The 26,590-nt window shown below is 43.1% G+C and carries 31 protein-coding genes; 8 read left to right on the top strand and 23 right to left on the bottom strand.

Features of this window, described 5'->3' with window-relative positions:
• Positions 1-87 precede the first annotated feature (87 nt).
• The 5 genes from C7457_RS02390 to lysA all read left to right on the top strand — a co-directional run bounded on the left by C7457_RS02390 (position 88) and on the right by lysA (position 4,734).
• On the top strand, positions 88-981 hold the full coding sequence (locus tag C7457_RS02390) for a DUF4388 domain-containing protein (RefSeq protein WP_121169843.1): 894 nt from the start codon (positions 88-90) through the stop codon (positions 979-981).
• Complete coding sequence (locus C7457_RS02385; RefSeq protein ID WP_121169842.1) at positions 971-1,954, top strand: c-type heme family protein; 984 nt, start codon at positions 971-973, stop codon at positions 1,952-1,954. Before C7457_RS02390 ends, C7457_RS02385 begins: the two co-directional genes overlap by 11 nt.
• 67 nt (positions 1,955-2,021) lie before the next feature.
• The gene (locus tag C7457_RS02380; protein WP_121169841.1) at positions 2,022-2,594 is read left to right on the top strand and encodes a class II aldolase/adducin family protein; all 573 of its coding nucleotides are present in this window, start codon (positions 2,022-2,024) and stop codon (positions 2,592-2,594) included.
• 12 nt (positions 2,595-2,606) lie between these two features.
• Positions 2,607-3,470 carry a prephenate dehydrogenase gene (locus tag C7457_RS02375; RefSeq protein ID WP_121169840.1) on the top strand — a complete coding sequence of 288 codons (864 nt, stop codon included), beginning with the start codon at positions 2,607-2,609 and terminating at the stop codon, positions 3,468-3,470.
• A 10-nt stretch (positions 3,471-3,480) separates the two neighbouring features.
• Positions 3,481-4,734, top strand: a complete 1,254-nt coding sequence (gene lysA / locus C7457_RS02370) for a diaminopimelate decarboxylase (protein WP_121169839.1) — start codon at positions 3,481-3,483, stop codon at positions 4,732-4,734.
• Here lysA and C7457_RS02365 read toward each other — a convergent pair.
• The 4 genes from C7457_RS02365 to C7457_RS02350 all read right to left on the bottom strand — a co-directional run bounded on the left by C7457_RS02365 (position 4,715) and on the right by C7457_RS02350 (position 7,708).
• Positions 4,715-5,329: a class I SAM-dependent methyltransferase gene (locus C7457_RS02365; protein WP_121169838.1), complete on the bottom strand. Its 615-nt coding sequence runs from the start codon at positions 5,327-5,329 to the stop codon at positions 4,715-4,717. The two genes, lysA and C7457_RS02365, sit on opposite strands and share 20 nt — an antisense overlap.
• 64 nt (positions 5,330-5,393) lie before the next feature.
• Positions 5,394-6,812, bottom strand: coding sequence for a type I glutamate--ammonia ligase (glnA, locus tag C7457_RS02360; RefSeq protein ID WP_121169837.1), 1,419 nt, complete (start codon positions 6,810-6,812; stop codon positions 5,394-5,396).
• Positions 6,813-6,836: 24 nt separating this feature from the next.
• On the bottom strand, positions 6,837-7,175 hold the full coding sequence (locus tag C7457_RS02355) for a P-II family nitrogen regulator (protein WP_121169836.1): 339 nt from the start codon (positions 7,173-7,175) through the stop codon (positions 6,837-6,839).
• A 107-nt stretch (positions 7,176-7,282) separates the two neighbouring features.
• The gene (locus tag C7457_RS02350) at positions 7,283-7,708 is read right to left on the bottom strand and encodes a Fur family transcriptional regulator (RefSeq protein WP_121169835.1); all 426 of its coding nucleotides are present in this window, start codon (positions 7,706-7,708) and stop codon (positions 7,283-7,285) included.
• Between the two features lie 140 nt (positions 7,709-7,848).
• Between C7457_RS02350 and C7457_RS02345 the strand changes: the two genes are divergently transcribed.
• Together C7457_RS02345 and C7457_RS02340 are read left to right on the top strand one after the other, a co-directional pair.
• The gene (locus C7457_RS02345) at positions 7,849-9,534 is read left to right on the top strand and encodes a hypothetical protein (protein ID WP_121169834.1); all 1,686 of its coding nucleotides are present in this window, start codon (positions 7,849-7,851) and stop codon (positions 9,532-9,534) included.
• Positions 9,535-9,542: 8 nt separating this feature from the next.
• Complete coding sequence (locus tag C7457_RS02340) at positions 9,543-10,325, top strand: purine-nucleoside phosphorylase (protein WP_121169833.1); 783 nt, start codon at positions 9,543-9,545, stop codon at positions 10,323-10,325.
• Here the strand turns inward: C7457_RS02340 and C7457_RS02335 are convergent.
• From C7457_RS02335 to ispG, 18 genes are read right to left on the bottom strand one after another with little or no spacing between them, the layout of a single operon-like run.
• Entirely contained in the window at positions 10,317-10,838 is a 522-nt protein-coding gene (locus C7457_RS02335) for a hypothetical protein (RefSeq protein WP_121169832.1), read from the bottom strand. The two genes, C7457_RS02340 and C7457_RS02335, sit on opposite strands and share 9 nt — an antisense overlap.
• Entirely contained in the window at positions 10,838-11,833 is a 996-nt protein-coding gene (gene hslO / locus C7457_RS02330) for an Hsp33 family molecular chaperone HslO (protein ID WP_121169831.1), read from the bottom strand. The genes C7457_RS02335 and hslO overlap by 1 nt, the downstream gene beginning before the upstream one ends.
• A complete protein-coding gene (locus C7457_RS02325) occupies positions 11,799-12,344 on the bottom strand; it encodes an NTPase (protein ID WP_170137327.1) in 546 nt (181 codons plus the stop codon). Before C7457_RS02325 ends, hslO begins: the two co-directional genes overlap by 35 nt.
• Positions 12,341-13,144 (bottom strand): MBL fold metallo-hydrolase, encoded by an 804-nt coding sequence (locus C7457_RS02320; protein ID WP_121169829.1) that lies wholly within the window; start codon positions 13,142-13,144, stop codon positions 12,341-12,343. The genes C7457_RS02325 and C7457_RS02320 overlap by 4 nt, the downstream gene beginning before the upstream one ends.
• On the bottom strand, positions 13,141-13,920 hold the full coding sequence (gene lpxA, locus C7457_RS02315) for an acyl-ACP--UDP-N-acetylglucosamine O-acyltransferase (RefSeq protein ID WP_121169828.1): 780 nt from the start codon (positions 13,918-13,920) through the stop codon (positions 13,141-13,143). Before lpxA ends, C7457_RS02320 begins: the two co-directional genes overlap by 4 nt.
• Complete coding sequence (gene fabZ, locus C7457_RS02310; protein WP_121170665.1) at positions 13,920-14,351, bottom strand: 3-hydroxyacyl-ACP dehydratase FabZ; 432 nt, start codon at positions 14,349-14,351, stop codon at positions 13,920-13,922. The genes lpxA and fabZ overlap by 1 nt, the downstream gene beginning before the upstream one ends.
• The gene (gene ispF / locus C7457_RS02305) at positions 14,351-14,833 is read right to left on the bottom strand and encodes a 2-C-methyl-D-erythritol 2,4-cyclodiphosphate synthase (RefSeq protein ID WP_170137360.1); all 483 of its coding nucleotides are present in this window, start codon (positions 14,831-14,833) and stop codon (positions 14,351-14,353) included. Before ispF ends, fabZ begins: the two co-directional genes overlap by 1 nt.
• A gap of 3 nt (positions 14,834-14,836) precedes the next feature.
• The gene (locus C7457_RS02300; RefSeq protein ID WP_121169826.1) at positions 14,837-15,571 is read right to left on the bottom strand and encodes a response regulator transcription factor; all 735 of its coding nucleotides are present in this window, start codon (positions 15,569-15,571) and stop codon (positions 14,837-14,839) included.
• Positions 15,568-16,272, bottom strand: a complete 705-nt coding sequence (locus tag C7457_RS02295) for a hypothetical protein (protein ID WP_121169825.1) — start codon at positions 16,270-16,272, stop codon at positions 15,568-15,570. The genes C7457_RS02300 and C7457_RS02295 overlap by 4 nt, the downstream gene beginning before the upstream one ends.
• Entirely contained in the window at positions 16,273-16,854 is a 582-nt protein-coding gene (locus C7457_RS02290; RefSeq protein WP_121169824.1) for a nucleoside triphosphate pyrophosphatase, read from the bottom strand.
• Positions 16,835-17,575, bottom strand: coding sequence for a ribonuclease III (gene rnc / locus C7457_RS02285; RefSeq protein ID WP_121169823.1), 741 nt, complete (start codon positions 17,573-17,575; stop codon positions 16,835-16,837). Before rnc ends, C7457_RS02290 begins: the two co-directional genes overlap by 20 nt.
• Positions 17,551-18,786, bottom strand: a complete 1,236-nt coding sequence (gene fabF, locus C7457_RS02280) for a beta-ketoacyl-ACP synthase II (RefSeq protein ID WP_121169822.1) — start codon at positions 18,784-18,786, stop codon at positions 17,551-17,553. The genes rnc and fabF overlap by 25 nt, the downstream gene beginning before the upstream one ends.
• An 11-nt stretch (positions 18,787-18,797) precedes the next feature.
• On the bottom strand, positions 18,798-19,319 hold the full coding sequence (locus tag C7457_RS02275) for an adenine phosphoribosyltransferase (protein WP_170137359.1): 522 nt from the start codon (positions 19,317-19,319) through the stop codon (positions 18,798-18,800).
• A 35-nt stretch (positions 19,320-19,354) separates the two neighbouring features.
• On the bottom strand, positions 19,355-21,880 hold the full coding sequence (locus C7457_RS02270) for a homocysteine S-methyltransferase family protein (protein WP_170137326.1): 2,526 nt from the start codon (positions 21,878-21,880) through the stop codon (positions 19,355-19,357).
• 45 nt (positions 21,881-21,925) lie between these two features.
• Positions 21,926-22,537 (bottom strand): epoxyqueuosine reductase QueH, encoded by a 612-nt coding sequence (locus C7457_RS02265; protein WP_121169820.1) that lies wholly within the window; start codon positions 22,535-22,537, stop codon positions 21,926-21,928.
• Positions 22,534-23,613 carry a GGDEF domain-containing protein gene (locus tag C7457_RS02260; protein WP_121169819.1) on the bottom strand — a complete coding sequence of 360 codons (1,080 nt, stop codon included), beginning with the start codon at positions 23,611-23,613 and terminating at the stop codon, positions 22,534-22,536. Before C7457_RS02260 ends, C7457_RS02265 begins: the two co-directional genes overlap by 4 nt.
• Complete coding sequence (locus C7457_RS02255) at positions 23,595-23,927, bottom strand: dihydroneopterin aldolase (protein ID WP_245939561.1); 333 nt, start codon at positions 23,925-23,927, stop codon at positions 23,595-23,597. Before C7457_RS02255 ends, C7457_RS02260 begins: the two co-directional genes overlap by 19 nt.
• The gene (ispG, locus tag C7457_RS02250) at positions 23,924-24,994 is read right to left on the bottom strand and encodes a flavodoxin-dependent (E)-4-hydroxy-3-methylbut-2-enyl-diphosphate synthase (RefSeq protein ID WP_121169818.1); all 1,071 of its coding nucleotides are present in this window, start codon (positions 24,992-24,994) and stop codon (positions 23,924-23,926) included. The genes C7457_RS02255 and ispG overlap by 4 nt, the downstream gene beginning before the upstream one ends.
• Here ispG and C7457_RS02245 point away from each other — a divergent pair.
• Positions 24,939-25,736 (top strand): methyltransferase domain-containing protein, encoded by a 798-nt coding sequence (locus C7457_RS02245; RefSeq protein WP_121169817.1) that lies wholly within the window; start codon positions 24,939-24,941, stop codon positions 25,734-25,736. The genes ispG and C7457_RS02245 overlap by 56 nt on opposite strands.
• On the opposite strand, the gene C7457_RS02240 is transcribed toward C7457_RS02245, so the two are convergent.
• Positions 25,733-26,578, bottom strand: a complete 846-nt coding sequence (locus tag C7457_RS02240) for a fumarate hydratase (RefSeq protein WP_121169816.1) — start codon at positions 26,576-26,578, stop codon at positions 25,733-25,735. The genes C7457_RS02245 and C7457_RS02240 overlap by 4 nt on opposite strands.
• Between the last annotated feature and the right edge of the window lie 12 nt (positions 26,579-26,590).

Genomic DNA, 26,590 nt, shown 5'->3' with positions numbered 1-26,590 from the left:
TTTCCCTCTCAGAATAATTTATGATATGATTATTATACAATTAAGACCTGATTCAGAAATAAGATATAAAATTTAATTGGAGCAATCATGGAACTAAGGGGAGACTTCAAATCGTACTCAGAAATTCTAGACCTAATCCAGATTATCACAATGGGAAAGAAGTCGGGGGAGGTTAACCTAAGATCCGATATCCAAAGTATAACAATCTTCTTTAAAGATGGAAAGGCGATAGACTTTTCCGCAAACGTTCCAGCTTTAAAGGTATTGAGGGAAAGAACCTTATCCGGAGAAATTCCCCTAAACGAAGCAGTAGACTTCCTTCTTCACCACATAGCCCTCTGGGACAAAGGTAGATTCCTGTTCCTTGAAAAACCTATCTCACTTGAAGGAATAGGAAATGTAGATACACTTAACATTATGATGAACTTTACCAAAGAAGAAGATGAATTGGATCAAGAAGTAAAAGAAGCTCTAAAAAATAACAAAGTCTTTACACTTTCTGAGGAAGCAAAACTTCCCATTACAATAACATCCCAAGGGTGGAAGCTCTTAGTCTCTATCTGCAGAGGAGTACCTATATGGGATGCTCTCCTCATGAAAGGTACTTCTTTTAGCGAAGATACAAAAACGCTCCAAGTTTTATTTAAACACAGAATGATTAAGGAAAAAGCAGATGAGGTAAAGAGCCTCAAAACAGTAGAAGAAAAAGGAAAGATTCCAACTTCCTTTGTACCAGAGGAGAAATTGGAGAAAATTAGAGAACTTCTCGTTGAAGCAATGGGTCCCATGGGGGAGTTCTTAATTGAAGAAACACTTGAAGACATGGAAATCAGTCAACTACCTACTGACTTAATTCCAAGGTTTATTGATACAATCCTTGAGAAGATTCCCGACACTTGCTTAATTGAGGGAGAAAAGTGTAGAGATAGATTAAAAGAAGATTTCCTACAGATTTTAGAGGGAGGCTCTGATGAAGCTTAAAAACTTGACTATCGGACAGAAAGTCTTAATTGTATTTTCAATCGTGGTCATCCTAGCTACCCTATCCTTTATCCACCTTCTCCAAAAAACTTACAACAGCGCTCTGGTAAATCAAGGTAGAAGTATTTCTCAGGAAATACTGATCTTCAGGAAATGGGCAGCAGGTTTTGGTGGCCTATGGACTATGAACAAGTACTCACCAGATACCGGCTACTTAATGGAAGTAGAAAGTGACAGTGGAGTAGTCAAAGCCTTTAACAGTGAGGAAACCTTAGGTAACCTATCAAATTTACACTTTTACTTACACAACCCAGCCCTAGCCACGAGGGAACTCTCAAAGCTCTCCAACGTTGAGTACGGATGGAGCTTTAAGGTAGTTTCAGACAGGTACATGGCAAAGGAGAGCAAACCAGACAGCTGGGAGAAAAAAGCAATATCGGTAATTAAAAAGGAACTTCCTTCAGGGAAAGATGAATTTTGGAGCTGGGATGGAGATAAGTTTAGGTTTGCAAAGGCAATCAAGGTTAAGAGAGCTTGTCTAAAGTGTCACGGAACTCAAAGTGAAATTGACCCGACCCTCTACAAAGCTATGGTTGCGAAGTACGGAGAAGAAGCAGTTAGAAGGGCAACAGGATACAAAGAAGGTGACCTAAGAGGTATCATAAGCGTAACGATCTTACCGCCGGGAGTCCTTTCAACTGCCCTTAACTTTATTGATTTCTGGAATATTGGAGCTCTAATCCTAGCTTTCTTAATCTTCTGGTACTTTGCTAAAAGGGAAATCATTACTCCAATTGAAAGGTTAACTAAAGCCGCTCACGACATAAGCCTTGGTAAGCTTGATATTGACCTTGGCGTAAGGGGAATGAAGGAAGAAGAAGTGAAGGATGAAATTACAAAACTTGCAATAGCAATTGATAGGTTAAGGGCCTCTATCCAAATAGCGATGGATAGGTTGAGGAAGAAAAGATAAAATACTCCCTATAGAACTTAACTAAAGCCGCCATTTAGTGGCGGCTTTTTTATTTAAGGAGGTCTGAATGCTCCCTTTCTTAAATGAGAGGTTAGAACTCATTGAGGTAGCAAAATTAACTTTTCAACTTGGCCTAACCGACAGCCACGGAGGGAACCTTAGCTGCAGAGCTGGAGACTTTATAATCATAAAACGTTCAGGTAAAAGTTTAGGAAGACTTCAACCTGAAGACTTTGTAGTAACGACTATCAATGAAAACCCCTCCCTTGATAGGTTTGCCTCAGTTGAGCTAAAAGTTCACAGGGCAATCTATAAAAACCTAACCGGAGTTAAAGCAGTCCTTCACGCCCACTCCCCTTACACCGTTGCCTGTTCTTTAAAATTCAACGAGATTGAACCTTTAGACTCCGAAAGTAAACTACTTCTTGGAGACAAAATACCCGTTTTAAAAGCTAAAGAAGTGGTATCCTCAGAAGAGGTTGCCGAGAGATTACCCGGTCTTTTAAGGAAGTGTCCGGTTGCAGTAGTTTACAGCCATGGACCGTTTGCAGTAGGAAGGAACATTGAGGAAGCTTTAAAATACTTATCTGCCCTTGAAAATTCTTGCAAAATTTTAACTTTTTACTCTCAACTCAGATAGAAGGGGTAAAAATTGGAGTGGGAATTTAACGAAATATGCATAGTAGGACTTGGGTTAATCGGAGGTTCATTTGCGCTTAACCTAAAGTTAAAAGGTTTCCCAGGAAGAATTACTGCCGTTGACATTAACCCAGAAGCCATAGAGAAGGGAATAGAGCTTGAAATCATAGACAGGGGAAGTATAAAGCACTCTATAGCAATAAATGCTGATCTAATCGTTCTTGCAACTCCGGTTGGAGTATATGAAAGCGTCCTTAAACAAGTTAAACCTCACATAAAGGAGGGATGTATAGTAACAGACCTTGGAAGCGTAAAGGGAGAACTGGTTAAAAGGTGTGAGGAAATTTTGGAAGGAGTTGCCCCTTTTGTTGGAGGACACCCAATAGCAGGAACGGAAAAGTCGGGAGTAGAAAATTCTGTTGAAAACCTCTTTGCAAACGCAAAGTTCATACTAACCCCTACAGAGAAGACAGACCCTAAGGCAAAGGAGAAAATTAAAAAGCTGTGGGAAAAGTTAGGTTCTAAAGTAATAGAAATGGACCCATATCATCACGATAGAGTATTTGCTGCAGTCAGCCACCTTCCCCACGTGGTTGCCTACTCAATAGTTAACGCAATAGGGAAGTTATCGGAAGACACCGGCGAAAATCTATTTGAGTTTACAGGTGGCGGTTTTAGGGACTTTACTAGGATTGCAATGAGTGACCCAATTATGTGGAGGGACATATGTATAGGAAATAGGGAGAACATACTTAAATCAATTAAGCGGTTTAAGGAAGCTCTAACGGAAGTTGAGAGGTTAATAGAGAAAGAAGATAAGGAAGGCCTAAAGGAGTTCTTTCAGAAGGCAAAGGAGAAGAGGAGCTTTATAAAGTAGGAGGAGTAAGGTGAAAGAAATTTTCCCCTCTATTGGTTACAAAAGTGGAGAGCTCTACGTTGAAGAAACAAAGGTTAGAGAGATAGCTGAAGAAGTCGGAACGCCGGTCTACATTTACAGTAAGAGAGCAATTGAAAAAGCCTACAGGGAAATTGAGGAAGCCTTCAGTAAAGTTAACCTTTTAATAGCCTTTGCGGTTAAGTCAAATTCAAACGTCTGGGTCTTAAAGGTCTTAAAGGAGCTCGGAGCAGGAGCAGATACTGTATCCGTTGGTGAAATCTTCAGGGCAATAACGGCAGGGATAGAGCCTAAAAAGATCCTCTTTGCCGGAGTAGGAAAGAGGGAAGACGAAATAGAGTTTGCCCTTGAAAGGGGAATCTTAATGTTCAACGTTGAAAGTGAGGGGGAGCTCCTTAAAATAGAGAGTGTAGCAGAAAGGTTAAACAAAGTAGCTCCCATAGCAGTCAGAGTTAACCCGGAGGTTAACCCAAAGACTCACCCCTACATAGCCACTGGACTGAGGAGTTCAAAGTTTGGAGTAGACTTTGAGACGGCTTTAAAGCTCTACAGAAAGGCAAAGGAGAGCAGGTACCTAAAGCCCATTGGAATTCACTTCCACATAGGTTCTCAGATTACAGACGTTTCAGCCTTTGAAGAGGCAGCTTCAAAGGTAAAGGAGCTTGTAAAGGAGCTCCAAAGCAGAGGAGTTGAAGTTGAGTACTTTGATGCAGGGGGAGGACTTGGAATCAACTATAAACCAGATGAAAAGCCCGTTCCTGCAAAAGCTTTAGCTGAAGCTCTAATTCCACACGTAAAAGAGGTTAACTGCAAGCTAATCCTTGAGCCAGGGAGGAGAATCGTAGGGAACGCAGGGATTTTAGTAACTAAACTCCTTTACAGAAAAGAAACTCCAGAAAAACTCTTCTACGTGGTTGACGCTGGAATGAACGACCTTGCAAGACCTTCCCTATACAAAGCTTACCACCACATAGAACCGGTAAAGGAAATTTCTGGAGAAAGAATTAAGGCAACGGTTGTCGGGCCAATCTGCGAAAGTGGAGATCAGTTCGGTCAGGATAGGCCCCTTCCCCTCCTTAAAGAAGGGGAACTTTTAGCTGTTTTCAGTGCAGGTGCTTACGGCTTCTCAATGGCCAGCAACTACAACTCAAGGCCAAGGCCTGCAGAAGTCTTAGTTGACGGAAGCAACTTTAAAGTAATTAGGCAAAGGGAAACGTTAGCAGACCTTATCTCAAGGGAGTTTTAGCAACTCCTAAAAATATCGGATAATCTCTACCGTTCCTTTCTATTTTGTGAACAATTTCAAAGAGGTAGGGTTCAAGCCCTGCCTCCTTAAAGTAGTTAAAGAGTTCCTTTTTGCTAAATCCAAAGTGGAAAACGCTAGAGTTATCCTTATGGAAAGTTCCGTCCTCCTTTAAAAGGTCTCCAACTGCTAAAAAGCCTCCTGGAAGTAAGAGTCCTCTTAGCTTTTTAAATAGGGAAAGAACGTCCTTAACGTGGTGAAGGGTCATATGGAGAAAAATAAGGTTAAACTTAACCTCTGGAAGTTGAGTTTCAGCGTCCATCAAAAGGGGTTTAACGTTTTTAACGTTAAACTTCTCTATTTTTTCCTTAAGGACTTCAAACATTCCCCTTGAAGAATCAACTGCAACAATCTCACCTAAATAGGGTTGAAGGTAAAAGGTTAAAAGTCCCGTCCCTGCACCGATCTCAAGGGCTCTCCAGCTTTTACTGACGGGTAAAAACTCCAAAATAGCACTTCCGACCTTTTGAGCGTTTTCTACCCTTGAAGGCTTTTCATCCCAAGTCCTTGCAGCTTCATCAAAGACGTTCCTTCCCATCAAACCTCCAGAAATTAAAAAGGGCTCCCGAAGGAGCCCCAATTTTGTCAATTTTAAGCTTAGTTTACACGTCGTAGTAGAGGAAGAACTCCATAGGTGTCGGCCTTAGGCGAACAGGATCTATCTCCTCTTTACGCTTGTACTCAATGTAATCCTCAATGAACTGCTCACTCATTACGCCGCCCTTTGTAAGGAACTCATAGTCCTTCTCAAGGGCATCAAGTGCTTCATCAAGGGAAGCTGGAACTGTTGGAATGTCAACGAGCTCCTCTGGTGGAAGGTCGTAGAGGTTCTTATCAACAGGCTCCCCTGGGTGTATTTTGTTCTCAATTCCGTCAAGACCAGCCATGAGGAGAGCGGTAAACGTAAGGTAAGGAGCTCCAGATGGATCGGGGAACCTTACCTCAATCCTCTTAGCTTTAGGAGACACAACAACGGGAACCCTTATTGCAGCAGAACGGTTCCTTGCAGAGTAACACAGATTAACGGGAGCTTCATATCCAGGGACGAGCCTCTTGTAGGAGTTAACAGTCGGGTTAGTAAAGGCACAAACTGCCTTTGCGTGCTTAATAATTCCTCCTATGAAGTAGAGGGCGGTTTCAGAGAGCCCACTGTAACTCTCCCCGTGGAAGAGGTTTTCTCCGTTCTTCCAGATTGACATATGAACGTGCATACCTGAACCATTATCCCCGAAAATAGGCTTTGGCATAAAGGTTGCGGTCTTTCCAAACATCTTAGCAACGTTCTTAACGATATACTTGAGCCACTGAACGTTGTCTGCAGCCTCAACCAGTGTTCCAAACCTAAAGTCAATCTCACACTGTCCGCCGGTAGCAACCTCGTGGTGGAGAGCCTCTATTACGAGCCCCGCCTCCTCCATTTTCATAGCCATAATCTTCCTTATGTGGTCAAGCTGGTCGTTTGGAGGAACCGGGAAGTAACCTCCCTTAGGCTTAATTTTGTGGCCGAGGTTCGGATTCTCCTCAGCTCCTGTCCTCCAAATCCCTTCTACGCTGTCAACTTCGTAAAAGCCATAGTTCATTCCAACGTCGTAGCGAACGTCGTCAAAGATGAAGAACTCAGGCTCTGGACCGCAGTAAACCGTATCACCGATACCTGTTGATTTAAGGTATTCAATCGCTAGTTTTGCAATATTCCTTGGGTCCTTGTGGTAAGGCTCTTTTGTAACCGGATCAACGATATCGGCAATTACCACGAGAGTAGGAATCTCTGAAAGGGGATCAATCGTAGCAGTCGTAGGGTCAAGCTTAAACATCATATCGCTCGCGTTGATAGGCTGCCACTGACGAATTGATGAACCGTCAAAGAAGAGCCCCTGCTCAAAACTCTCCTCACCAATCTCATGAGCAGGGTAGGTAATGTGGTGCCAGGTACCGAACATATCGGTAAACCTAAGGTCTACAAATTTAACACCTTCTCTTTGAATTAACTCTACTACCTCTTTTGCGTTTTTAGGCTTCATAAGTACCTCCTTAAACCTTAATATTTAAATTGCACTCTCTCCTCTTTCTCCGGTCCTAATCCTAACGGCATCCTCTACAGGAATTACAAATACCTTACCGTCCCCTATCCTTCCTGTTCTTGCGGCATTTACTATCGTCTCAACAACCTTCTCAGCGATTGAGTCTGGAACTACAACCTCTATCTTTACCTTTGGAATAAAATCAACGACGTACTCTGCTCCGCGGTAGAGCTCCGTATGCCCTTTTTGCCTACCAAAACCTTTAACTTCTGAAACTGTCAACCCTTGGATACCAATTTCAGTTAGAGCATCCTTTACCTCTTCAAGCTTAAAAGGCTTTATTATTGCCTCTATTTTCTTCATCCTGATTACCCTCCTATCGACTTGAACCTTATTTTAACAGACTGCATGCCAATCTCAGAAAGCTTTGTTTTTCTTTAACTTTTAAACCCTTCAAGTAGAAATCTGCACTAAACTTGTACAGCTCTCTCCTCTAAAATGCCCAACTTCTGTGCACACTTACTGCAAAGCCCGTAAAACTTATACTCAACGTCCTCAACTACGTATCCCTTATCTTCAACCTTCTTACAGGTATAGCGGCAAAGGGGAGTCTCAACGTCCTCTATTTTCCCGCACTCCCTACAGATAAAGTGGTGGTGAAAGTCGGTTCTACCTTCAAAGTGGGACTGTTTATTTACAACTATCTCCCTTATTTTACCCTCTGAAACCAGCTCCTTTAAAACCCTGTAAACTGTTCCAAGACTTATTGTAGGGAGCTCCTTCCTTGCCCTCTCGTAAACCTTCTCAGCAGTTGGGTGATCGTGGGAATCAAGGACAACCTGGTAAACAACAGCCTTCTGTTTAGTGTTCCTCTTCTTCTTCCTAATTTTCTCCAAACCTACCTCCCAAAGAAAAGATTTACAAGTTTTAATGATAACCATTATCAGGTTGTTTTAACAACCCCTTCAATATTTCAACAAAAGCTAAAGTCCTTATTAAACTGATAGAATTTCAAAAACCAAAACTGGAGAAATCCATGAGGAAGGTACTTTCACTTTTAACAGTAGCACTGCTCAGCTCCTGTTCTTTAAGCTCACTAAACCCTTTTAAGAAGGAAGAGGAAGTTAAATACCAAACATACACAGGTTATTCCGTTCAGCAAGAGGCTCCAAAAGGGCTTAAGGGAATTAAAAACGTTGTTTACTATATGAAAAGGGAATTTACTCCTCTAGAGGGAGAGATAGTTCTAAACAGTTACGACGGCTTTCTGATAGACCTTGGAAAGGAAAGTGGAGTTTCAGTTGGAGATAGGTTCATAACAGAAAGCGGAGCCATTCTCAAAGTTACTCAGGTAAGGAAGGAGTACTCTGTAGCCCTTCCAACTCTCGGAAACCCTATGGTCGGTGAGAAGGTTGAAAAGTTACTGTTTAACAGGGTTCTTTACCTAGACTTTACAAAGAGAAAGGGGAAAGAACTCTACAGGAAGCTCAAAAAGGAAGTCCCCTCCCTCCACCTTGCCCCCTACGAGGAGGGAGAGAGGTTTAAAGAGAAGTTCCACTTAAAGTTCCCATCAGACTTTAAGAGGAAAATTCCAGCAGACAAGCTTACAGGGTACGACGGATACATAATCGTTACAGATGTAGGAACGGAAGTCTACGATGGAACTAAGAAGCTCCTTAAGATATTCCCCTGGGAGGGAGCTCCCGTAACGTCATACTCACTTGCACCAGGCTCCCTCTACCGTATCGTTTACGACTTTAAAGGAAAGCACGCAACCAGCCTGTTTGCAGCAAATATTGACTCCTCCCCTGAAACCGAAATAGTTGTATCAACTAAAAATTCAATAAAGGTATTTAGGGCCACTCCTTACGGAGTAAAAGAGGTCTACAAGTTTAAAAACCCATTCCCGGGCTCTTACCTCTTCCACGTTTGCCCGGTTGAGTTAGATAAGAGTGGAGTTTTTGAGTTTATAGTAGACGGCTTTTATCAGGAGGATAAGAGCGTCTCCTCAGGACTTTTCAAAGTTGAAAACGGAAAACTTGTAAGGATTGCTAGAACCAACCTAATAACGTCCTGCTTTGATACAGACGGAGACGGTGTAAACGACTCTATCTTCGGCCAAGAGGTAAGCTCAGAGAGCGATAAACTCTTTGGAAAGAGGGTGTGGAAGTTAAAGGTTTCCGGAAGTAAGCTTAAGAAGACTGAAAGAGTAAAAGTTCCTAAAGAGTTTCAAGTTACAAGTGCACAGCTCTTTAAAAACGGCGGGAAGACTTACTTTGCCTACTACGACCTTGACTACTACTTTAACGTATCAGATGGTGAGAAACTCCTCTGGCGCTCCCCAATCCAAATCGGAGCTTCACCGAACAGCATCTACTGGTACAACGACGATATCCTTATAAGCTACTACATAACCCCCAAACCTAAGCCAATTGATGCCGATGGAGACGGAAACGAGGAAGTGCTCTTTTCACAGAATAAGAACGCAGTTCCAGGCGTTCTAAGGAACATCTACACCTTCGACGGAGGAAGGGTTTTACTCCTTTACAGAAGCGGAGAAACCTTTGACTGGGAGGAGGCAACATCTCCAGTCTACAAACTCGGAGGTATAGAGGAGTTTGACTACCTTCCCCAGTACGACGTCTTTGTCTCAATATTTACAGAGGTTAACATCCTCAAAAACCCACATTCAAAACTCCTTTTCATAAAACCAAAGTTCTAGAGGAAGTAATGACTGCTGAAGAGAAGGTAAAGGAGTTCTTCGGAGAGGAAAAGTTTGACGTTGCAGTATTAGGAGGTTCAGGTATAGAACTTGGAAAAGGAGTAGCAGAGTTCCCCTACTCTGAAGTTCCCGGAATGCCTAAGCCTAAAGTTCCAGGCCACAGGGGAGTTATAAAGCTCTTTAAAGTCGGGAGTAAAAAAGTCCTCTTCTTTGAGGGAAGGTTTCACTACTACGAAGGAAGGCAAGACTGGGAAATAAGGTTCATCCCTCTCCTGTGTTCAAAGCTCGGGGTGGAACTCTTCATTCCAACGTGCTCCTCAGGTGCAGTTTCAAGGAGGGCTGCTTTCAGCGAAGTTGGAGTTATCCTAGATCACATAAACCTAACGGGGAAAAACCCTTTAGTAGGTCTGATTGAGGAGTTTGGGGATAGGGTCTTTGTAAACGGAAAGGAAATTTACGACCTGGAGGTTGGAGAGCTCTTTTTAAAGACAGCCATTGAAATTGGAATAAAGGCGGTTCCTGTAACGCTTGCAGCAATGCTCGGCCCAAATTACGAAACTTTCGCAGAGATTAGAATGCTTGAAACTCTGGGAGTAGACTGTGTAAGTATGTCAACGGTTCCAGACTCAATAGCTGCAAAGTTCTTCGGAATGAAGGTCTGCGGACTAACCATCTTTACAAACGATACGTTAAACCTTAAGGCAACCCACACTGAAGTCCTTAAAGTGGCAAAGGAGAGAGGTGAGAAACTCTCCCTCCTCCTAAAGGAAGTTATAAGTTCCTTAAAGTAGCCCCAGTTTCGCCATTGATTCAGTCAATCTCTTCTTACAGGAGGGGCAGAAGTCCTCTCTCTTCATATCAGTGTCTATTAAGGAGTTTGAAAAGTGCATAACGCACTTAGGATTGGGACAGTGGGGAAGGCCAAAAACGTGACCCATCTCGTGGGTCACCTCTTTCCTTAAACGGCTCAAGAAGAGCTCCTCGTCGTCTGAAATCAACCTTGAGTAGGAAACCAGGAAACCTTTAAAGGGAAGTGCAATTCCAAAGACGAAGTTAAGGTTATCGCTGTAGATATCGTAGGGGGTTATCCCTCCAACAAAGAAGGAGCCCTCAGGTTTTAGGGAGAGAACTTTTTTCAGTTGGATATCCGCAAGGAGCTGAGAGCCCCTTGAAAGAGTTGCATCTGGAGGAACGAGACCTTCAAAGTGAGATTCCAGCCTAAACTTCTCAACTAAAACCCTCTCAGTCTCCTCCTCTACCTTTGGCAAAATAGCTCCGATACCGAAAAGAGAGATAACAGCCATCAGTTATTCCCCTTCCTCTTCTCTTCCATAATTTCCTGGAGCTCCTCCTTCGTAAAGACGTACTCCTCTCCACAGAAGTTACACTTAACAGAGGCCTGACCTTCCTCAATTAACTTCTCGAGCTCCTCCTCAGGCATAGCGATAAGGCCTCCCCTTGCAAGTTCCTTACTGCACTTACATCTAAAGGAGAGCTCTTTAAGTGCAAGGAGCTCCGTTGTAAACCCTTTAAAGAGGAGCTCTGCAATATCCTCTGGCCTCTTACCTTCCTTTATAAGGGTACTAACTGGAGGGAGTGACTTAACGTTCTCCTCAAGTTTCTCAATTGCCTCTTCAGAAGCTCCTGGAAGTGGCTGAGCCAAGAAACCTCCTGCCGCCTCAACTTTTCCAGTTTCTCCAACTAAAACGCCTATTGCAACGGCAGAAGGAATTTGCTCAGACTTTAAAAGGTAGTAAGCTATATCCTGAGCAATCTCTCCAGAAACTAGGGGAACGGAGCTTTCATAAGGAGTTCCAAAACCTAAGTCCTTAACGACTGTAAGGGTTCCTTTACCAACTGCCTTACCTATATCAAACTTCTTCTTTCCACTCTCTTCCTTAACAAAGGTAGGAACGTTGGGGTTTTGAACGAAGCCCCTTACTTCCCCTTTAGCGTTTGCCTCTGCAACTACTAAACCTATCGGGCCGTCTCCTTCAATCCTTAAAAGAACCCTCTGGTCTGTTCCGTGCTTTAAAAGGGAAGTTAGAAGGATTGCCCCAATTAGAGCCCTTCCCAAAACAGCAGTAGCCATAGGGGAGAGTTTATGTCTTAAACGGGCAATCTCACAGAGGTTAGTAGCCTTTACAACAAAGGCTCTAAGGGCATCTTCTCTCGTTATAGCAATTACGCCGTAATCCCTATCCTGAAAGTAGTTTTTAAGGTCTTCCTTAACCTGAGGAGTTAACTCCTTTACCAGCTTCTCCCTATTTGGAAGGAAACCCATGTTCTTCTTCTCCATCTCTACCCTCCAGAAGGTTTACAATTTTAAACGGAATACTATCCCTATTTTCTTGGGTTAAATGTATTACTTTAAAAGTCTTTTTAAACTCTAAAATAATAGGGTGAAAGTTCTTTAAAGGCAAAGTTACTAAGAAGTTCCCCTCCTCTCTCAGTATCTTCCAGCACAGATCTTGAAAATCTCTTGATAGGAGCTCCATCTTCCCAACTTCATCAATGACTATTAAAAAGGGCTTTTTAGATAAAAGTTCATTTAGAAAAGGAACTGCACACCTATTAAACTGGTCAACGAAAACTTTATAGCGACCGACCCTATACTGAGAATCCCTTTCAACGCTGGCAAGGAGGCACTCAAACCCGTCACTCCTCACAACTTTAAAGCCCCACCTCCTTCCCCCTTTTCTAATTTCCTCAGTCCAGAAACCCTCAGCCCTTCCCTTAAGGAGTTCAAAAACCCTTTTAACTGCCGTTGTTTTCCCTATTCTTGGCCTTCCTGTAAGGGCTAACTTCACCTCTGCCTCACAACCGATAAGCTTAAAAGGTCAACTATCATGTTGTCGTAAGCTGCTATTGTCTTAACTCCTGTTCTCTTTGAAATATCAAGTGCAACTTCCCAGGGCTTTGCCGAAAGCATAGTCCTTCCGAAGTGGGTTAGAATGGCAAGTCTTGGCTTTATCTCTCCTATTAGAACCTCTGAGTCTTGGGCACTTAAGTGATCTATTAAAGGATTCCTCTTTAACATTGTGGTATTAAGTATTAGTAGATCTGAATTTGAATAGGCCTTTACTAGCTCTTCAAAGAAGGCTGTATCTGAAATGTAGGATACTTCAAGACCTTCGTAGGAAAACCTCATTCCGTAAGTCTCAACTCCGTGACGGTGCTTTATCGGGAAGGTCACTTTAAAGGAAGGAAATTCAAAACTGCTACCCTCACCTATGATTCTCACTTCTTTTACGTTCTTCCTAGTAAACTCAAGGACGACCGGGTCCTCTTCAACAGCATCTGAAGGGCACAGGAGAGTTCCCCTCTTATTCTTTCCTCCTAACGTCATAGATTCTAAAACGTGATTAACGTCTGCACAGTGGTCAAGGTGTCTGTGGGATAGGATTACAATTTCTGTCCAGTAGGATTCTATCCCTTTCCTGTGGGCGTGAACAAAGGCTCCGGGACCCGGATCAACGTGAGCAAAGGCCTCATCAAACCCAAAGTAGAGGCCACCTGCCTGTCTTAAAAAGCCAAAGGCAACGTACCTTGCACCAGCAGTACCGAGGAAAACTAACTTTCCTCTTAAGGAATCCTTGTTTAACTTCAAACTGGACAGATACCCCTTTTGCTCTCTTTAATGAAGCTTACAAACTCCCTAATTTCAGGGAAATCTCCAAGCTCCTCCTCAACTCTCCTAAGGGCAACCAAGAGAGGTTCTTCCGTTTTAAAGGCCATCTCAAAAGCCGCAGATAGAGCTCTTATACTCTCCCTTGAAAAACCTCTCCTCTTAAGGCCCACCAGGTTGATTCCAACCAGTTTAGCCCTATTCCCTTGGGCAACTGTAAACGGAGGAACGTCCCTGTGAACAGCAGAAGCTCCTCCAACCATGGCGTGCTTTCCAATTCTGACGAACTGGTGAATACCGGTAAGGCCACCTATAACTGCCCAATCACCTATTTCAACGTGTCCAGCTATCTGGACTGCGTTTGCAACTATAACTTTATTTCCAATTTTAACGTCGTGGGCAACGTGAACGTAAGCCATAAGGAGAACGTCGTCTCCTATCTGAGTTACTCCTCCCCCTCCTTCAGTTCCCTTGTGTATAGTAACGTACTCCCTAATCCTTACTCTATCTCCTATTACAACTTTCGTTTCCTCTCCCTTATACTTAAGGTCCTGAGGTTCAACTCCTATATGGGATGAGAAGATCACACACTCCCTGCCGATCTGAGTATCACCCGTTATGTAAGCACCGCTCTTTATTACGGTTCCTCCTCCTACCTTTACCTTTGGACCAACGTAAGCAAAAGGCTCTACAATAACCCCGTCCTCAAGTTCGGCACCTCTTTCAACAACTGCAGAAGGAGAAATCTTTACAGCCATTACTTCCTCGTAATCATAGCCATTATTTCTGCTTCAGCAACTAAGCTATCCTCAACAAAGGCTTCACCCTTCATCTTTGACATCTTTGACTTTATAACAGTAGGAGTAAGGACAAACTTCACAGTGTCCCCCGGACGAACGGGCTTTCTAAAGCGGGCCTTATCTATTCCCATAAAGTAAACGACGAACTTCTCAGGAGAGAGGTCAAAGGACTTAAACATTAAAATACAGCCAACTTGCGCCATAGCCTCTATTAAGAGGGCTCCCGGAAAAATAGGATGCCCTGGAAAGTGCCCCTGAAAAAAGGGTTCGTTCATTGTAACGTTCTTTATACCTACAATCCTTTCCTTAGGGACAAAATCAACTATCTTATCAACAAGGAGAAAAGGATAACGGTGAGGAATAACTTTCATAATCTCGTTAATATCCATTACCACTTCTCTACCTCCCCGATTAATACTACTGCTTGAGCGGAAATTCCCTCTTCCTTTCCTTCAAAGCCCATACTTTCAGTCGTGGTGAACTTTACGGAGACCTGCGAAGGAAGTATATCAAGAACCGATGAAATATTCTTGACCATCTGTTCCCTGTAAGGCTTAAGCTTGGGCTTTTGAGCAACCACCACAGAGTCAACGTTTAAAACTTTATAACCTCTTGACTTTAAAGTTGAATTAACTTCCTTTAGGAGAAGTAAACTTGAAATTCCTTTAAATCTCTCGTCAGTATCGGGGAAGAGCTCCCCAATATCACCTAAGGAGAGAGCTCCAAGGATGGCATCACAAATAGAATGTAGGAGAACATCGGCATCTGAATGTCCCAAAAGGCCTTTTGAATAAGGTATTTCAACTCCGCCCAATACTAACTTCCTGCCCTCTACCAACCTGTGGGCATCGTAACCTATGCCGACCCTCAACATCTAAGCAAGCCTGCTCTTGATTAACTTTTCAACCTCCTCCCTAATAACCTTCTCTGCAATTTCTGGAATAACTTCCCACGCTATTTCCTTAACTATCTCTTCAACTTTTTCAGCCGGCAAATTGAGTTCAGACTTCTTTGAAATTCCTTCAGCTACAGGTTTAGAAACTTCCTCAATAAACTCTTTAGGTTCGGCAGTAGATTCAACTTCCTTTTTTTCAATCATAGGAACCTCTTCTTCATAAGGCTCTTCTAACTCAATAGTTTCTATTGGACTTTCCTCAAGATCTATTACTTCCTCCTCCTTCTCTTCAGGAACTAACTCTTGAACTTCCCCTCCAGCAGGTATAACGAGAGCCTCTTCCCTTTTAAATTCAAAAAAAGGTTTCTCTTTTTTAAGTTCTCTCAGGAGAAAAACCAGTTCCTCAACGGTAAATGGCTTCTCTAATACAGCATAAGCACCTAAAGATTTGGCCTTTTCAGGATCAAAACCCTCTGACCTATGACCTATAACTATTACAGGTATCCCCAAATCGGTAATATCCCTTATAACGTCGTAAGCCGAACCTGAGGAAAGGGTAACATCAGCTATAACAACGTCAGGTTTCTCAGAAACAGCTTTATTTATGGTCTCCTTCGGTGTATAGGCATGGGATACATCAATTCCCCTTAAGGATAAAACAATTTCAAATAACCTATGCCAAGTCTCTTTATCGTCAGCAAATAGAACTTTCATCTCTTTACCCCTTCAAGCTCTTTCTTTATACTCTCAAGAAGTAAGATTAACTCCTTTGAGTTTAAAGCCTGTTTATCAAGCTCTTTAACTACTCCCTCTCCTATATCTCCTTTTATTGAGGAAGCTAAAGTTAGCAACTCACTCTTCACAAGTGAGGTGTTTATCTCCTTTGAAAGTTTCAATGCAGAATTAATAGAAGATAGGAGATCTTCCAGTTCAGGAACTTGAACTGATGTTTCTTTCTTCTGTTTCTCTTTCTCCATCTGAATTAAGTTCTGAACATCGTTCCTAACTATAATTAAGCTATCCTTTACCTGGGTAAGTAGAGAGTTATCAACCTCCGGTAGGGAAAATTCAATCTCTTTTAGGAGTTTCTCAGCTCTTTCAACTGCTTCAAGGCTTCCTGTAGAAAGTGGAAGTGAAGCTATTTCCTTTTTAAGACGCTTTACTTCTTCCTCTAAAAAAGAGAGTTCTTCCTTCAACTGAAATAGTTTTTCTTCTTTTAAATCCGTTAACTTCTGATTTACCTTTTCTACCGTTTCAGATATCTTACTAGTTATTCCCTCTAATCTATCCCCAAGAGCAGAAACCTGAACTTCTTCTCTCTTCTCAGAGAGAACCTTCGACATAAAGAACCCTATTCCTATACCAAGAACTGCAAAGATCATAGCAACGAGTGCAGTAATAACTCCCCAGTCCACTTAATTCCCTCCACCTTCTATTTCAAGTTCAAGTATATCGTATATCCTCCCAATAGGTAGTCCCATAACGTTAAAAAAGTCCCCATCAATAGTTTCTATAAAAAGAGCACCTTTGCCCTGAATCCCGTAAGCTCCAGCCTTATCAAGTGGCTCTCTAGTAGAAATGTACCAATCAATTTCAGGAAGAGTTAGCTTCTTAAATTTTACCCTTGTCTCCTCAAATCCAGAAATTAACCTTTCCCCTATTAAAAGGGCAAAACCGGTTATCACCGTATGCCACTTCCCAGAGAGCTTTTTAAGGAACTCCCTAGCCTCCCCTTCATCTTTTGGTTTCCCCAAAATCTCATCGCCCATAACTACAATTGTATCGGCAGCAAGGCCAATTTCTCCGTCGTTGATTAAACCTTTAGCAGCTAAAACTTTCAGCTCTGAGTTTTTCACAGTAGTTAAATAAGGTGAACTTTCCAATTTCTCCTCGGTTTCAACCTTAATTACCCTAAAGTTAAAACCGACCATTTCTAAAATTTCCCTTCTCCTCGGAGAAGAGGAAACAAGAGCTATATTAACCTTCTCCACCCTCATCTATCACCCCGAGGACCTTTAACATCTCCTTAGCAGCATTCTGCTCAGCACCTTTCTTAGTCTTACCCTTTCCAACAGTTTTAAGCTCCTTTACCTTACACTCAACTATAAACTCTTTATCGTGCTCAGGGCCAACTGAATCAAGGAGCCTATACTGGGGAAGGACCTTATACTCCCTCTGGGTAACTTCCTGAAGGTAGCTTTTAAAGTCCTTATAGGTTGGAGCTCTCTCTAAAATCTCCCACATCAGCGGAAGGAACTTCCTATTAAATATCTCTTTCGCCTTATCAAAGCCGGCATCAAGGTAGAGAGCTCCAAAGATAGACTCAAAGACGTCACAGAGGATAGAACTCTTCTCCTTCCCTCCAGTTCGCCTCTCTCCCCTTCCAAGGTAGAGGAATTCCCCTAGCCCTATTGACTTTGCAAGCTTTGAAAGGGAAGGTTCACTGACTAAAAAGGCCCTTATCTGACTCAGTTCCCCTTCCCTCTTATCGGGAAACCTCTTTATCAGCTCTTCGCTAACTATGAGGCCAATTACTGCATCTCCCAAGAATTCTAAGACTTCGTAGTTATCCTTCAGGTCCTTCTCAAATGCAAAGGAACGGTGGATAAGGGCCTTTTTCAAAAGATCCTTATCCTTAAAAGTATAATTGAGCCTCCTCTCAAGCTCAACCAACTTATCTTCCTGAACAAAATTTAAATCTTCTTTAAAACTAAACATGCGTTCGTTCCACCGAATCCAAAGGAGTTCTTGAGAACGTACTTTACTTCCTTCTCTACAGCCTGATTTGGAGTGTAGTCAAGGTCACACTCTGGGTCTGGCTCTTCGTAGTTAATAGTAGGAGGTATAACGCCTGTAAGGAGGGTAAGAACGGAGGATACAACTTCTACACCACCGGCAGCACCTAAAAGGTGGCCGATCATAGACTTTATACTGCTGATTTTTACTTTATAAGCATGATCCCCAAAAACCTCCTTTATGGCCATCGTCTCGTAAAGGTCGTTAAACTTAGTTGAAGTTCCGTGGGCGTTAATGTAGTCTATCTGCTCTGGGGAGATTCCAGCATCCTTAAGGGCGTTCCTTATCGCCCTTGCAGCTCCTTCCCCTCCAGGAGCCGGTGCCGTCATGTGGTAAGCGTCACCGCTTGCTCCATAGCCGACAACTTCTGCAAGTATTTGAGCTCCCCTCCTCTTAGCATGCTCGTACTCCTCCAGGACTACAATACCTGCCCCTTCACTCATAACAAAGCCGTCCCTGTTCTTCTCAAAAGGCCTACTTGCCTTTTCAGGCTCATCGTTCCTCGTAGAAAGGGCTCTAGCAGCGGCAAAACCTGCAACGGCTAAAGGAGTTATACAGCTCTCAGCTCCTCCAGCAACTGCAACGTCAGCATCTCCGTACTGGATAGCCCTGTACGCCTCCCCAATTGAATGAGTTCCGGTTGCACAGGCGGTAACTACGGAAATGTTAGGCCCTTTAAATCCAAACCTTATTGAAACCATACCTGAAGCCATGTTTATAATTTCCATAGGAACGCAGTAGGGGGAAATTCTCCTAGGCCCCTTCTCAAGGAGGATTTTGTGCTGTTCTTCAGTAGTACTAAGTCCCCCTATTCCTGAGCCTATAAAAACGCCTACTCTTTCCTTGTCTATATCGTCTGAGTCAATTCCAGCCTGTTTTACTGCCTGGTCTGCCGCTGCAACTGCAAACTGAATAAATGGGTCAAGGCGCCTGATTTCTTTCTTATCAAAGTACTTTAAAGGATCAAAGTCTTTAACTTCTCCTGCTATCTGAACTGGAAAGCCGGTTGGGTCAAACTTTGTAATCCTTCCTATTCCGGACTTCCCTGAAGTTATATTCTTCCAGAAGGTTTCAACGTCACTCCCTACCGGAGAAACAACCCCTAAACCGGTTATTACCACCCTCTTCTTCATCTAGAACTCCTTTAAAACTTTATTAATGAAAATACGGGATAACCCTTCTCCAGTATCCTCTTCCTCCCTCCAAGGAAGGTAAGTTCCAGGAGGAAATCAACGCTTACTATGTTACCTCCCAACTTTTCAACAAGGTCAATTGCTGCACTCATAGTCCCACCGGTTGCAAGGACATCGTCTATAAGCACAACTTTTGTACCCTTTGTTATAGCATCCTCGTGAATTTCTATAGTGTCCTGACCGTACTCAAGGGTATAGCTGGCACTGACGGTCTTATACGGGAGCTTTCCGGGCTTTCTGATAATTGCAAGGCCTGCGCCTATCTTATAGGCGAGTGCAGAGGCCAGAATGAACCCTCTAGACTCAATCCCTGCTACTATTTCAACCCCTGCACCTATATAACGGTTCCCTATGTAGTCTATTACCTTCTGGAAAGCCCAAGGTTTATGGAGGAGAGGCGTAATATCCTTAAAGACTATACCGGGCTTTGGAAAGTCTGGAACGTCCCTTATTAAAGACTTAAGTTCCTCTATCTCCTTGTGAATATCTAGATCTGTCTCTTTAAAGCTCATTTTCCCTCCTTTAAAAGTTGCTTAACTATTTTAACAGCCTCTTGGGCATCTCCTCCATAAATTCCCCCTATTGACTTGGCGTATTCCGGAGTTACCACCGCACCACCAACTATAACGGGAACTTTCAGACCAGCCTCTCTAATGGCCTTTATCGTTGCCTCCATTGAAGGAAGGGTTGTCGTCATTAAGGCAGAAAGGCCGACAATATCTGCGTTTTCCTTCTTTGCAGTTTCAACTATTACCTCAGGGGGAACGTTAGTCCCAAGGTCTATAACTTCAAAGCCACTATTTTCAAGCATAGTTATTACAATGTTCTTACCTATTTCGTGAACGTCACCGTGAACCGTTGCCATTACTATCTTTCCGCTCTCCTTTACGCTACTTCCCCTCTTCTTAAGCTCATCCTTTAAAACGTTAAATGATGCCTGAACTGCCTGGGCTGAACGGAGCATCTGAGGAAGGAATATCTCTCCCCTTTCAAACCTCTTCCCAACAACGTCTAGGGCCTTTATTAAAGCCTCATCACTTATCTCAAGGGGCTCATGCTCCTTTAAGGCCTCTTTAGTTAAGCTAACTATTGCTTCCTTATCCCCTTCAAGGACCTTCCTAAAGATTTCCCCTAAAATACCTGAAGGAGCTCCCTCCTCTTCCTCTTTATCACTCTCCCTAACCTCCTTTCCTTTTTCCTCTTTTACTTCTTTAAGTTCAACCTTCTTTCCTTCCAAAAAACCGCCTGTAAGGGCGTGAATCTTCGCAAGGAGCTCCCTACATTCTTTATCTTCCCCTTTAGGTTTGTAGTTCTGAAACTTTGAAACAAACCTCTCAGCCCCCCTGTCCTTCCCTACTAAAACGTCTGAGGCGTATACGGTCTCTACCATTCGGCTATCACTTGGGTTGAGTATGCCACTGTCAAGACCGCTGTAAATGGCCATAGCCATAAAGGCAGAGTTTATAAGGGAACGGGATGGAAGGCCAAAAGAGACGTTGCTAACCCCAAGGGTTGTCGGTATTCCAAACTTCTCCTTTACAAGTCTTATCGCCTTCAAAGTCTCAACTGCTGATTCAGGCATTGCACTAACTGCAAGGTTTAAGACATCGGCAATAGTAGAATTCCTATCTATTCCGACCCTTTCACACTCTTTAAGGAGGTTCTCAATAACCTTTACCCTATCCTCAGCCTTTTCCTTAAGGCCTTCATCGTCTATTGCAAGGAGTAGAACGTTGGCTCCGTACTTCTTAGCCAGAGGAAGGATATTCTCTATGTCCTTCTCCTCTCCAGAACAGGAGTTAACAATAGGCCTTCCATCGGCCATCTTCAAAGCTTCTTCAACGGCCTTAGGGTCTTTACTGTCAATTACAATCGGAACATCAACTGCTTCTATAACTGTTCTTACAGCCTCCTTTAAAGCCTTTACCTCATCAATTCCCGGAACCCCTACGTTAACGTCAAGGAGCTCCGCTCCCTCCTCAACCTGTTTCCTAGCCTCTTCCCTCACGAGGCTAAAGTCCCCCTTCTTAAGGGCCTCCTGAAGCCTCTTTTTTCCGGTAGGGTTTATCCTTTCACCTATTATCCTCGTTGGGTAGTCTGAACCTACTAAAACGAGCTGTGTCCTACTTGCAACCTTTAACCCTCTAACAGGGTTCCTTGGAACGGGCCTTAAGTCCTTAACAGCCTCCTTAATCGCCCTTATGTGCTCAGGAGTAGTTCCACAACAACCACCAATTATGTTGGCACCGGCCTTAACAAACTCTACAGCGTACTTTCTAAAGGTTTCAGGCGGTTCCGGATATATGGTCTTACCGTCCTTCAGAACTGGAAGGCCAGCGTTAGCGTAAACTACTATCGGAGTTTGGGTAACCTCAGCCATCTTCTTAATGAGTTCAGTAAACCTCTCCGGCCCAAGCGAACAGTTGGCACCTATAGCTGCCACTTTAAAACCTTCAAAGACTGCAGCAGAGACTTCAGGAGGAGTTCCCAGGAGAGTTCTACCGTCTTCCTGATAGGTCATACTTACCATCACAGGTAAGTCACAAACCTCCTGGGCAGCAACTACGGCAGCCTTTGCCTCCTTTATATCAGACATAGTCTCAATTAGGATAAGGTCTGCACCTGCATCTGCGCCGGCCTCTATCTGTTCCTTGAAAACGTCAACAACTTCATCAAAGGTATAATCTCCAACAGGCTCAACGAAGATACCTGTAGGGCCAACAGAAAGGGCTACAAGAGCTCTACCTCTAGCTACCTCTTTAGCAAGTTTCACGCCGGCAGCAGTTAGTTCCCTTACCCTATCCTCTAAACCGTAGTGGTAGAGCTTTATCCTGTTGGAACCGAAAGTGTTGGTCTCTATTATGTCTGCACCGGCTTCAATGTACTCAGAGTGAATTTCCTTTAAAACTTCAGGGTGCTTTACGTTAAGGAGCTCTGGGGCATAATTAACGTCAAGCCCCTTCTTCATTAGCATGGTTCCCATTGCACCGTCAAGCACCCATATCTTCTTGCTTTCAAGGAAGGGGTTTTTCAAGAAAGAGCCTCCTAAAAGGGATTTAGGAGATTTAATTATAGGTAATTAACTTCCGTAGTGTTCAACTACCCTTTCAGCCTCTTCAACTACCTGCTTTAAAATCCAATCAGGTTTAGTTTTCCCTTTGGGACAGTAGCGTTCCTTTTCCGAATAAAGGCAGCCGCAGTACTGCTGACGGTAGAGACCGTAATCCTTGGAAACCTCTATTCCCTCTTTCCAACCTTCCCGAAAGTCAACGTCTAAGAAATGAACACCGAACTTCTTTGAAGCATTCTCAGCAAGGGGAACCATAAGCTCCCTCTTTTGATACTTACTGTAGAAAAGGGTAGATGTAAAGGCGTCAAACTTACCCTTCTTTGCAACAGAAGCAGCCATCTCAAGGCGCATTGAGTAACAGATTTGGCACCTTACAGGCTTCTCTTCCCTAAAAGCTACGGCCCTAAACCATTTCTCCGGCTCATAAGAGTCAAAGTATATGACTTTTATCCCCTCTATCTCTTCAAGTTTCTTTACAGCCTCCATTCTCTTTACAAACTCGGTACAGGGATGAATGTTAGGGTTATACCAGAGGCCTACAACCTCATAACCCCTTTCCTTTAAAACCTTAATCGGATAGCAGGCACAAGGCCCACAGCAGATATGGAGTAAAACTCTCACTCTTCTAACTCCACATCAAGGTCTGTCTTTACCTGATTCCTTCCTGAACGTTTGGCGAGGTATAGGGCTTTATCGGCCTTTTCAACCAGAGAAGTCTCGTCAAGCCCTTCCCTCATAGGAGCCACACCTATACTAACTGTAACCGGAATCTCTCTATCTCCGTATTTAAAGAGGTGTTTCTCTACAGTCCTACGCAGCCTCTCAGCCACTCTAATAGCCTGACTGAAAGTAATTCCCGGAAGAAGAATTGCGAACTCCTCCCCTCCGTACCTTGCAATAATATCCCTAGCCCTCAACTGGCTCTTTAAGAGCCTTGCAAGTTCACGGAGGACAAAGTCTCCTGCCTGATGACCATAAGTATCGTTTATCTTCTTAAAGTGATCAATGTCTATCATTAGAAGGACAAAGGGGTAGTTCCTCTTGTAAAAATCGTTAACTAAATCTGATATTGCCCTATCAAAACTTGCACGGTTTGCAACCTGTGTAAGGAAGTCGGTTGAAGCCTCTTTCCTCGTCTCTTCCAGCTCGCTAGTTAACTTATTTATTTGGGCATTAGCCTCCTCAAGTTTACTTTTAAGGTCTTCGTTTTGCTTTTTTATATCCGAGAGCTCAGATAAAATTTTCCCGAGAAGCTCCTTTACAGTATTATCCGAAACTTTTTCCCTTATTTCCTTAAAGGAGGCCTCTTTTTCCTCAATATTCCTGTTGTGAGTTTCTAAGGTCTCAATTAGCGTATTAACTTCTTCAACTATCTTTTCAGAAACTTTCCTTATTATCTCCTTCTCCTCTGGATCAACAGAAACCAGTATACTTTCAACCTTCTCGCTTGTTGGGTACTTCTCCTTAAAGAGCCCTATAATCTCAAGGTCAGAAAGGTTTAGATTGTTTTCCATGATGTAACAGAAAATCTCAAACCAAAGAACGTAGTTTTCCGGAGTAAGAGGAATGTTGTTCCTCGCTAAGAACTTTAGTTCTTCCTTTGCAACTTTCGTTATGAACTGAAGCTCCTGGGGAGTTAACTCTTTCTTCTCCCTTATTCTCTTCAAAACTTTACACTCTATTCTTCTCTCTTCCATATCAGCTCCACCCCCGCCCTTTCAAAACTGTGTTGAAATGGAATACTAATTTTAGCAATTTTTATCATAACTTTTTTAGGATTCCATTTATTTTTAATTTCATCAAGAAGTTGATCTTGAAAGTCCTCAATGTAAGTGAAAGTTTGAGCCGAAACCCTCAGAATTAAGGAGTGGAGCTCCTGATAATCCACAAACTCATCTGAGGTTACCTTAACGGAAACTTCAGCCTGCACTCCAAGTTCCCTCTCCTCCTTATAAACTCCACACTTAACGTGAACTTTCATTTTTTCTATAAAAACGCTCCTTACTTTCACCTTTCCTCCGCAAGCCTCTCAACTTCTTCAACCAACCTGTTTAAGGCCTCCTCAGGTCTTAACTTTTCAACAACTTTACCTTTAACAAATAGGATAAAGTAGTTTCCGGCTCCTGCTATCCCGACGTCTGCAAACCTGGCCTCCCCCGGACCGTTAACTGCACAGCCCATAACTGCAACCTTTAAAGGTTTATCTATATGCTCAAGCCTCTCCTCCACTTCCTTTGCCAGCCCCTCAACATCAACCAAGCACCTTCCACAGGTCGGGCAGGAAATCACCTCAACTCCTCTTTTCCTCAGCTCAAGGGCTGAGAGTATCTTATAGGCTATCTTTACCTCTTCCTTTGGATGGGTAGTAAGGGAAATCCTTAAAGTATCTCCAATTCCTTCGTAAAGGAGAATCCCAACTCCAACGGAGGATTTAACTGCACCGGAGATAAAAGTTCCTGCCTCAGTAATTCCAATATGTATCGGGTAATCGGTCTGAGACGCAAAAATCTTGTTGGCAAGAACCGTTGTCTTAACGTCTGAACCTTTAAGGGAGAACTTAACGTTCGTAAATCCCCAATCCTCAAGGAGTTTAGAGTAACTTAAAGCGGCCTCTGCAAGGGCTTCAGGTTTAGGAGAGCCGTACTTATTAATTAACTCAGAGGGAATTGAACCTGCATTCACTCCAACTCTTATTGAAATTCCCCTCTCCTTAGCTAAGTTAACTATTTCCTTAACCTTCCATTCAGCTCCAATATTTCCCGGATTTATCCTTATACAGTCCGCACCTTCCTCAATTGACAAAAGGGCAAGGCGATGGTCAAAGTGGATATCTGCTATGAGGGGAATTGAAATCTGTTCCTTTATCTTTGAGATTGCCCTTGCTGCCTCAACGGATGGAACTGCAACCCTGACTACCTCACAACCTACCCTTTCAAGCTCCTTTATCTGGGCAACAGTTGCAGGAACGTCCTCAGTAAAAGTGTTCGTCATTGACTGAACAACTATAGGATGGGAACTTCCAATGGGAACTCTACCGACCCAAACGGTCCTTGTCCTTCTCCTCTCTATCCAGCTCAAGGTTTCCTCCACAGTTTCAGAAATTATATTCTTTAGCGTCATGAAGGAGAGAGTTAAAAAGAGCTTTTCAGCTGCCGCAAGGAAATACGGAAATAGAGCTCTACTTCAAAAGAGAGCCGGGAAGGAGCTCCTTAAAAGGCTTAACCTAATTGAAAACCCATACCCTCTGCTTGACGTCGGCTGTGGAGATGGAAGCCTTACTCCAAAGGGAGCTCTTGGCCTTGACATAGCCTTAGGGATGGTAAAGGAAGCAAGAAAGAGGTGGAATTTAGGCGTATGCGCAGACGCTGAGGAACTGCCCTTTAAAGACTCAACCTTTAAGTGTGTAATCTCAAACTTTGCCCTTCAATGGACTCAAATTAAAAGAAGCTTCTCTGAAATCGGAAGGGTTTTAAGAAAAGGAGGTTTCTTCGTTGCATCTATTCCAGTTGAAGGGAGTTTAAAAACGCTCTTTGAGTGCTGGAGGGAGACGGGGAGCTCCTTACTCCTCTTCAAATTCCCCAAAGAGGAGGAAGTCTTCAAAGGCCTAAAGGGAAATTTTGAGCTAATTGAATTTGAAAGACTGAACCTAAAAATGGAGTTTAAAAGCTCAAAAGAGGCCCTAAAAGCAGTAACAGAGATAGGGGCAAAGAACCCCTACGGAAGGGGAAAGAGAAGAGAGGTAATCAAGTTCCTTGAAATCTACAGTAAAAATCCGGTAGTAGAGTATAGAGTTTTCCTCTTTACAGCTAAGAAAGTTTAAATCTCAGCCTCCTTATGCCTTGAAGCGTGGCACTGAATGTTCACAGCAACAGGAAGGGAAGCTATATGGCAGGGGTACCACTCAATCTTAACATCAAGGGCAGTAACTTTCCCACCAAATCCCGAAGGACCTATGCCGAGCTTATTTACTTCTTCAAGGAGCTCCTCTTCAAACCTAGCGTAACGGGGATCTGGATTCCTGTGTCCTATAGGCCTCAAGAGGGCCTTTTTGGCAAGGTAAGCGACTTTTTCAAAAGTCCCGCCAATCCCAACTCCAACAATTATAGGAGGACACGGATTGGGACCTGCATCACTAACAGTTTTCAGAATAAACTTCTTAACCCCTTCAAGTCCATCAGCCGGCTTTAACATTGCAAGGCGGCTCATATTCTCACTTCCGCCACCTTTGGCTGCAACGGTTATCTTAACTCTATCACCGGGTACTATCCTGTAGTGGATTACTGCAGGAGTGTTATCACCGGTATTCTTCCTATCAAAGAGGGGGTCTGAAACGATTGACTTCCTTAGGTAACCTTCAGTATAACCTTCAGCAACTCCCCTATTCACCGCCTCTTCAAGGCTCCCACCTACAAACCTTACGTCCTGACCAATCTCAAGGAAAACTACCGCAAAACCGGTATCCTGACAGTAGGGAATTTCCTCAGTAGAAGCAATCTTTGCGTTCTCCTCAAGTATGTTAAATACGTTTTTCCCAATCTGAGAAACCTCTTTCTCTTTACCCTCTTTAAAAGCGTTTAAAACATCTTTAGGAAGGAAGTAGTTAGCCTCCATACATAGCCTTTTGACAGTTTCTTTAACTTTTTCTACGTGAACTTCCCTCATAGATCCTCCAGT

The sequence above is a fragment of the Thermovibrio guaymasensis genome (assembly GCF_003633715.1).
GTDB classification, from domain to species: domain Bacteria; phylum Aquificota; class Aquificia; order Desulfurobacteriales; family Desulfurobacteriaceae; genus Thermovibrio; species Thermovibrio guaymasensis.
Note: the sequence above shows the minus strand (reverse complement) of the source record. Positions and strands in the feature narration are given on the sequence as shown.

Bases quoted from the DNA above. Each gene is read 5' to 3' on its own strand.
- C7457_RS02345 (WP_121169834.1), top strand. From the start codon at position 7,849: ATGAGGAAGGTACTTTCACTTTTAACAGTAGCACTGCTCAGCTCCTGT.
- lpxA (WP_121169828.1), bottom strand. From the start codon at position 13,920: ATGGCTGTAAAGATTTCTCCTTCTGCAGTTGTTGAAAGAGGTGCCGAA.
- fabZ (WP_121170665.1), bottom strand. From the start codon at position 14,351: ATGGATATTAACGAGATTATGAAAGTTATTCCTCACCGTTATCCTTTT.
- C7457_RS02380 (WP_121169841.1), top strand. From the start codon at position 2,022: ATGCTCCCTTTCTTAAATGAGAGGTTAGAACTCATTGAGGTAGCAAAA.
- hslO (WP_121169831.1), bottom strand. From the start codon at position 11,833: ATGGAGAAGAAGAACATGGGTTTCCTTCCAAATAGGGAGAAGCTGGTA.
- C7457_RS02240 (WP_121169816.1), bottom strand. From the start codon at position 26,578: ATGAGGGAAGTTCACGTAGAAAAAGTTAAAGAAACTGTCAAAAGGCTA.
- fabF (WP_121169822.1), bottom strand. From the start codon at position 18,786: ATGAAGAAGAGGGTGGTAATAACCGGTTTAGGGGTTGTTTCTCCGGTA.
- C7457_RS02300 (WP_121169826.1), bottom strand. From the start codon at position 15,571: ATGAAAGTTCTATTTGCTGACGATAAAGAGACTTGGCATAGGTTATTT.
- C7457_RS02355 (WP_121169836.1), bottom strand. From the start codon at position 7,175: ATGAAGAAAATAGAGGCAATAATAAAGCCTTTTAAGCTTGAAGAGGTA.
- C7457_RS02335 (WP_121169832.1), bottom strand. From the start codon at position 10,838: ATGGCTGTTATCTCTCTTTTCGGTATCGGAGCTATTTTGCCAAAGGTA.
- C7457_RS02245 (WP_121169817.1), top strand. From the start codon at position 24,939: ATGGGAACTCTACCGACCCAAACGGTCCTTGTCCTTCTCCTCTCTATC.
- C7457_RS02385 (WP_121169842.1), top strand. From the start codon at position 971: ATGAAGCTTAAAAACTTGACTATCGGACAGAAAGTCTTAATTGTATTT.
- C7457_RS02365 (WP_121169838.1), bottom strand. From the start codon at position 5,329: ATGGGAAGGAACGTCTTTGATGAAGCTGCAAGGACTTGGGATGAAAAG.
- C7457_RS02290 (WP_121169824.1), bottom strand. From the start codon at position 16,854: ATGAGGGTGGAGAAGGTTAATATAGCTCTTGTTTCCTCTTCTCCGAGG.
- glnA (WP_121169837.1), bottom strand. From the start codon at position 6,812: ATGAAGCCTAAAAACGCAAAAGAGGTAGTAGAGTTAATTCAAAGAGAA.
- rnc (WP_121169823.1), bottom strand. From the start codon at position 17,575: ATGTTTAGTTTTAAAGAAGATTTAAATTTTGTTCAGGAAGATAAGTTG.
- C7457_RS02260 (WP_121169819.1), bottom strand. From the start codon at position 23,613: ATGGAAGAGAGAAGAATAGAGTGTAAAGTTTTGAAGAGAATAAGGGAG.
- C7457_RS02340 (WP_121169833.1), top strand. From the start codon at position 9,543: ATGACTGCTGAAGAGAAGGTAAAGGAGTTCTTCGGAGAGGAAAAGTTT.
- C7457_RS02390 (WP_121169843.1), top strand. From the start codon at position 88: ATGGAACTAAGGGGAGACTTCAAATCGTACTCAGAAATTCTAGACCTA.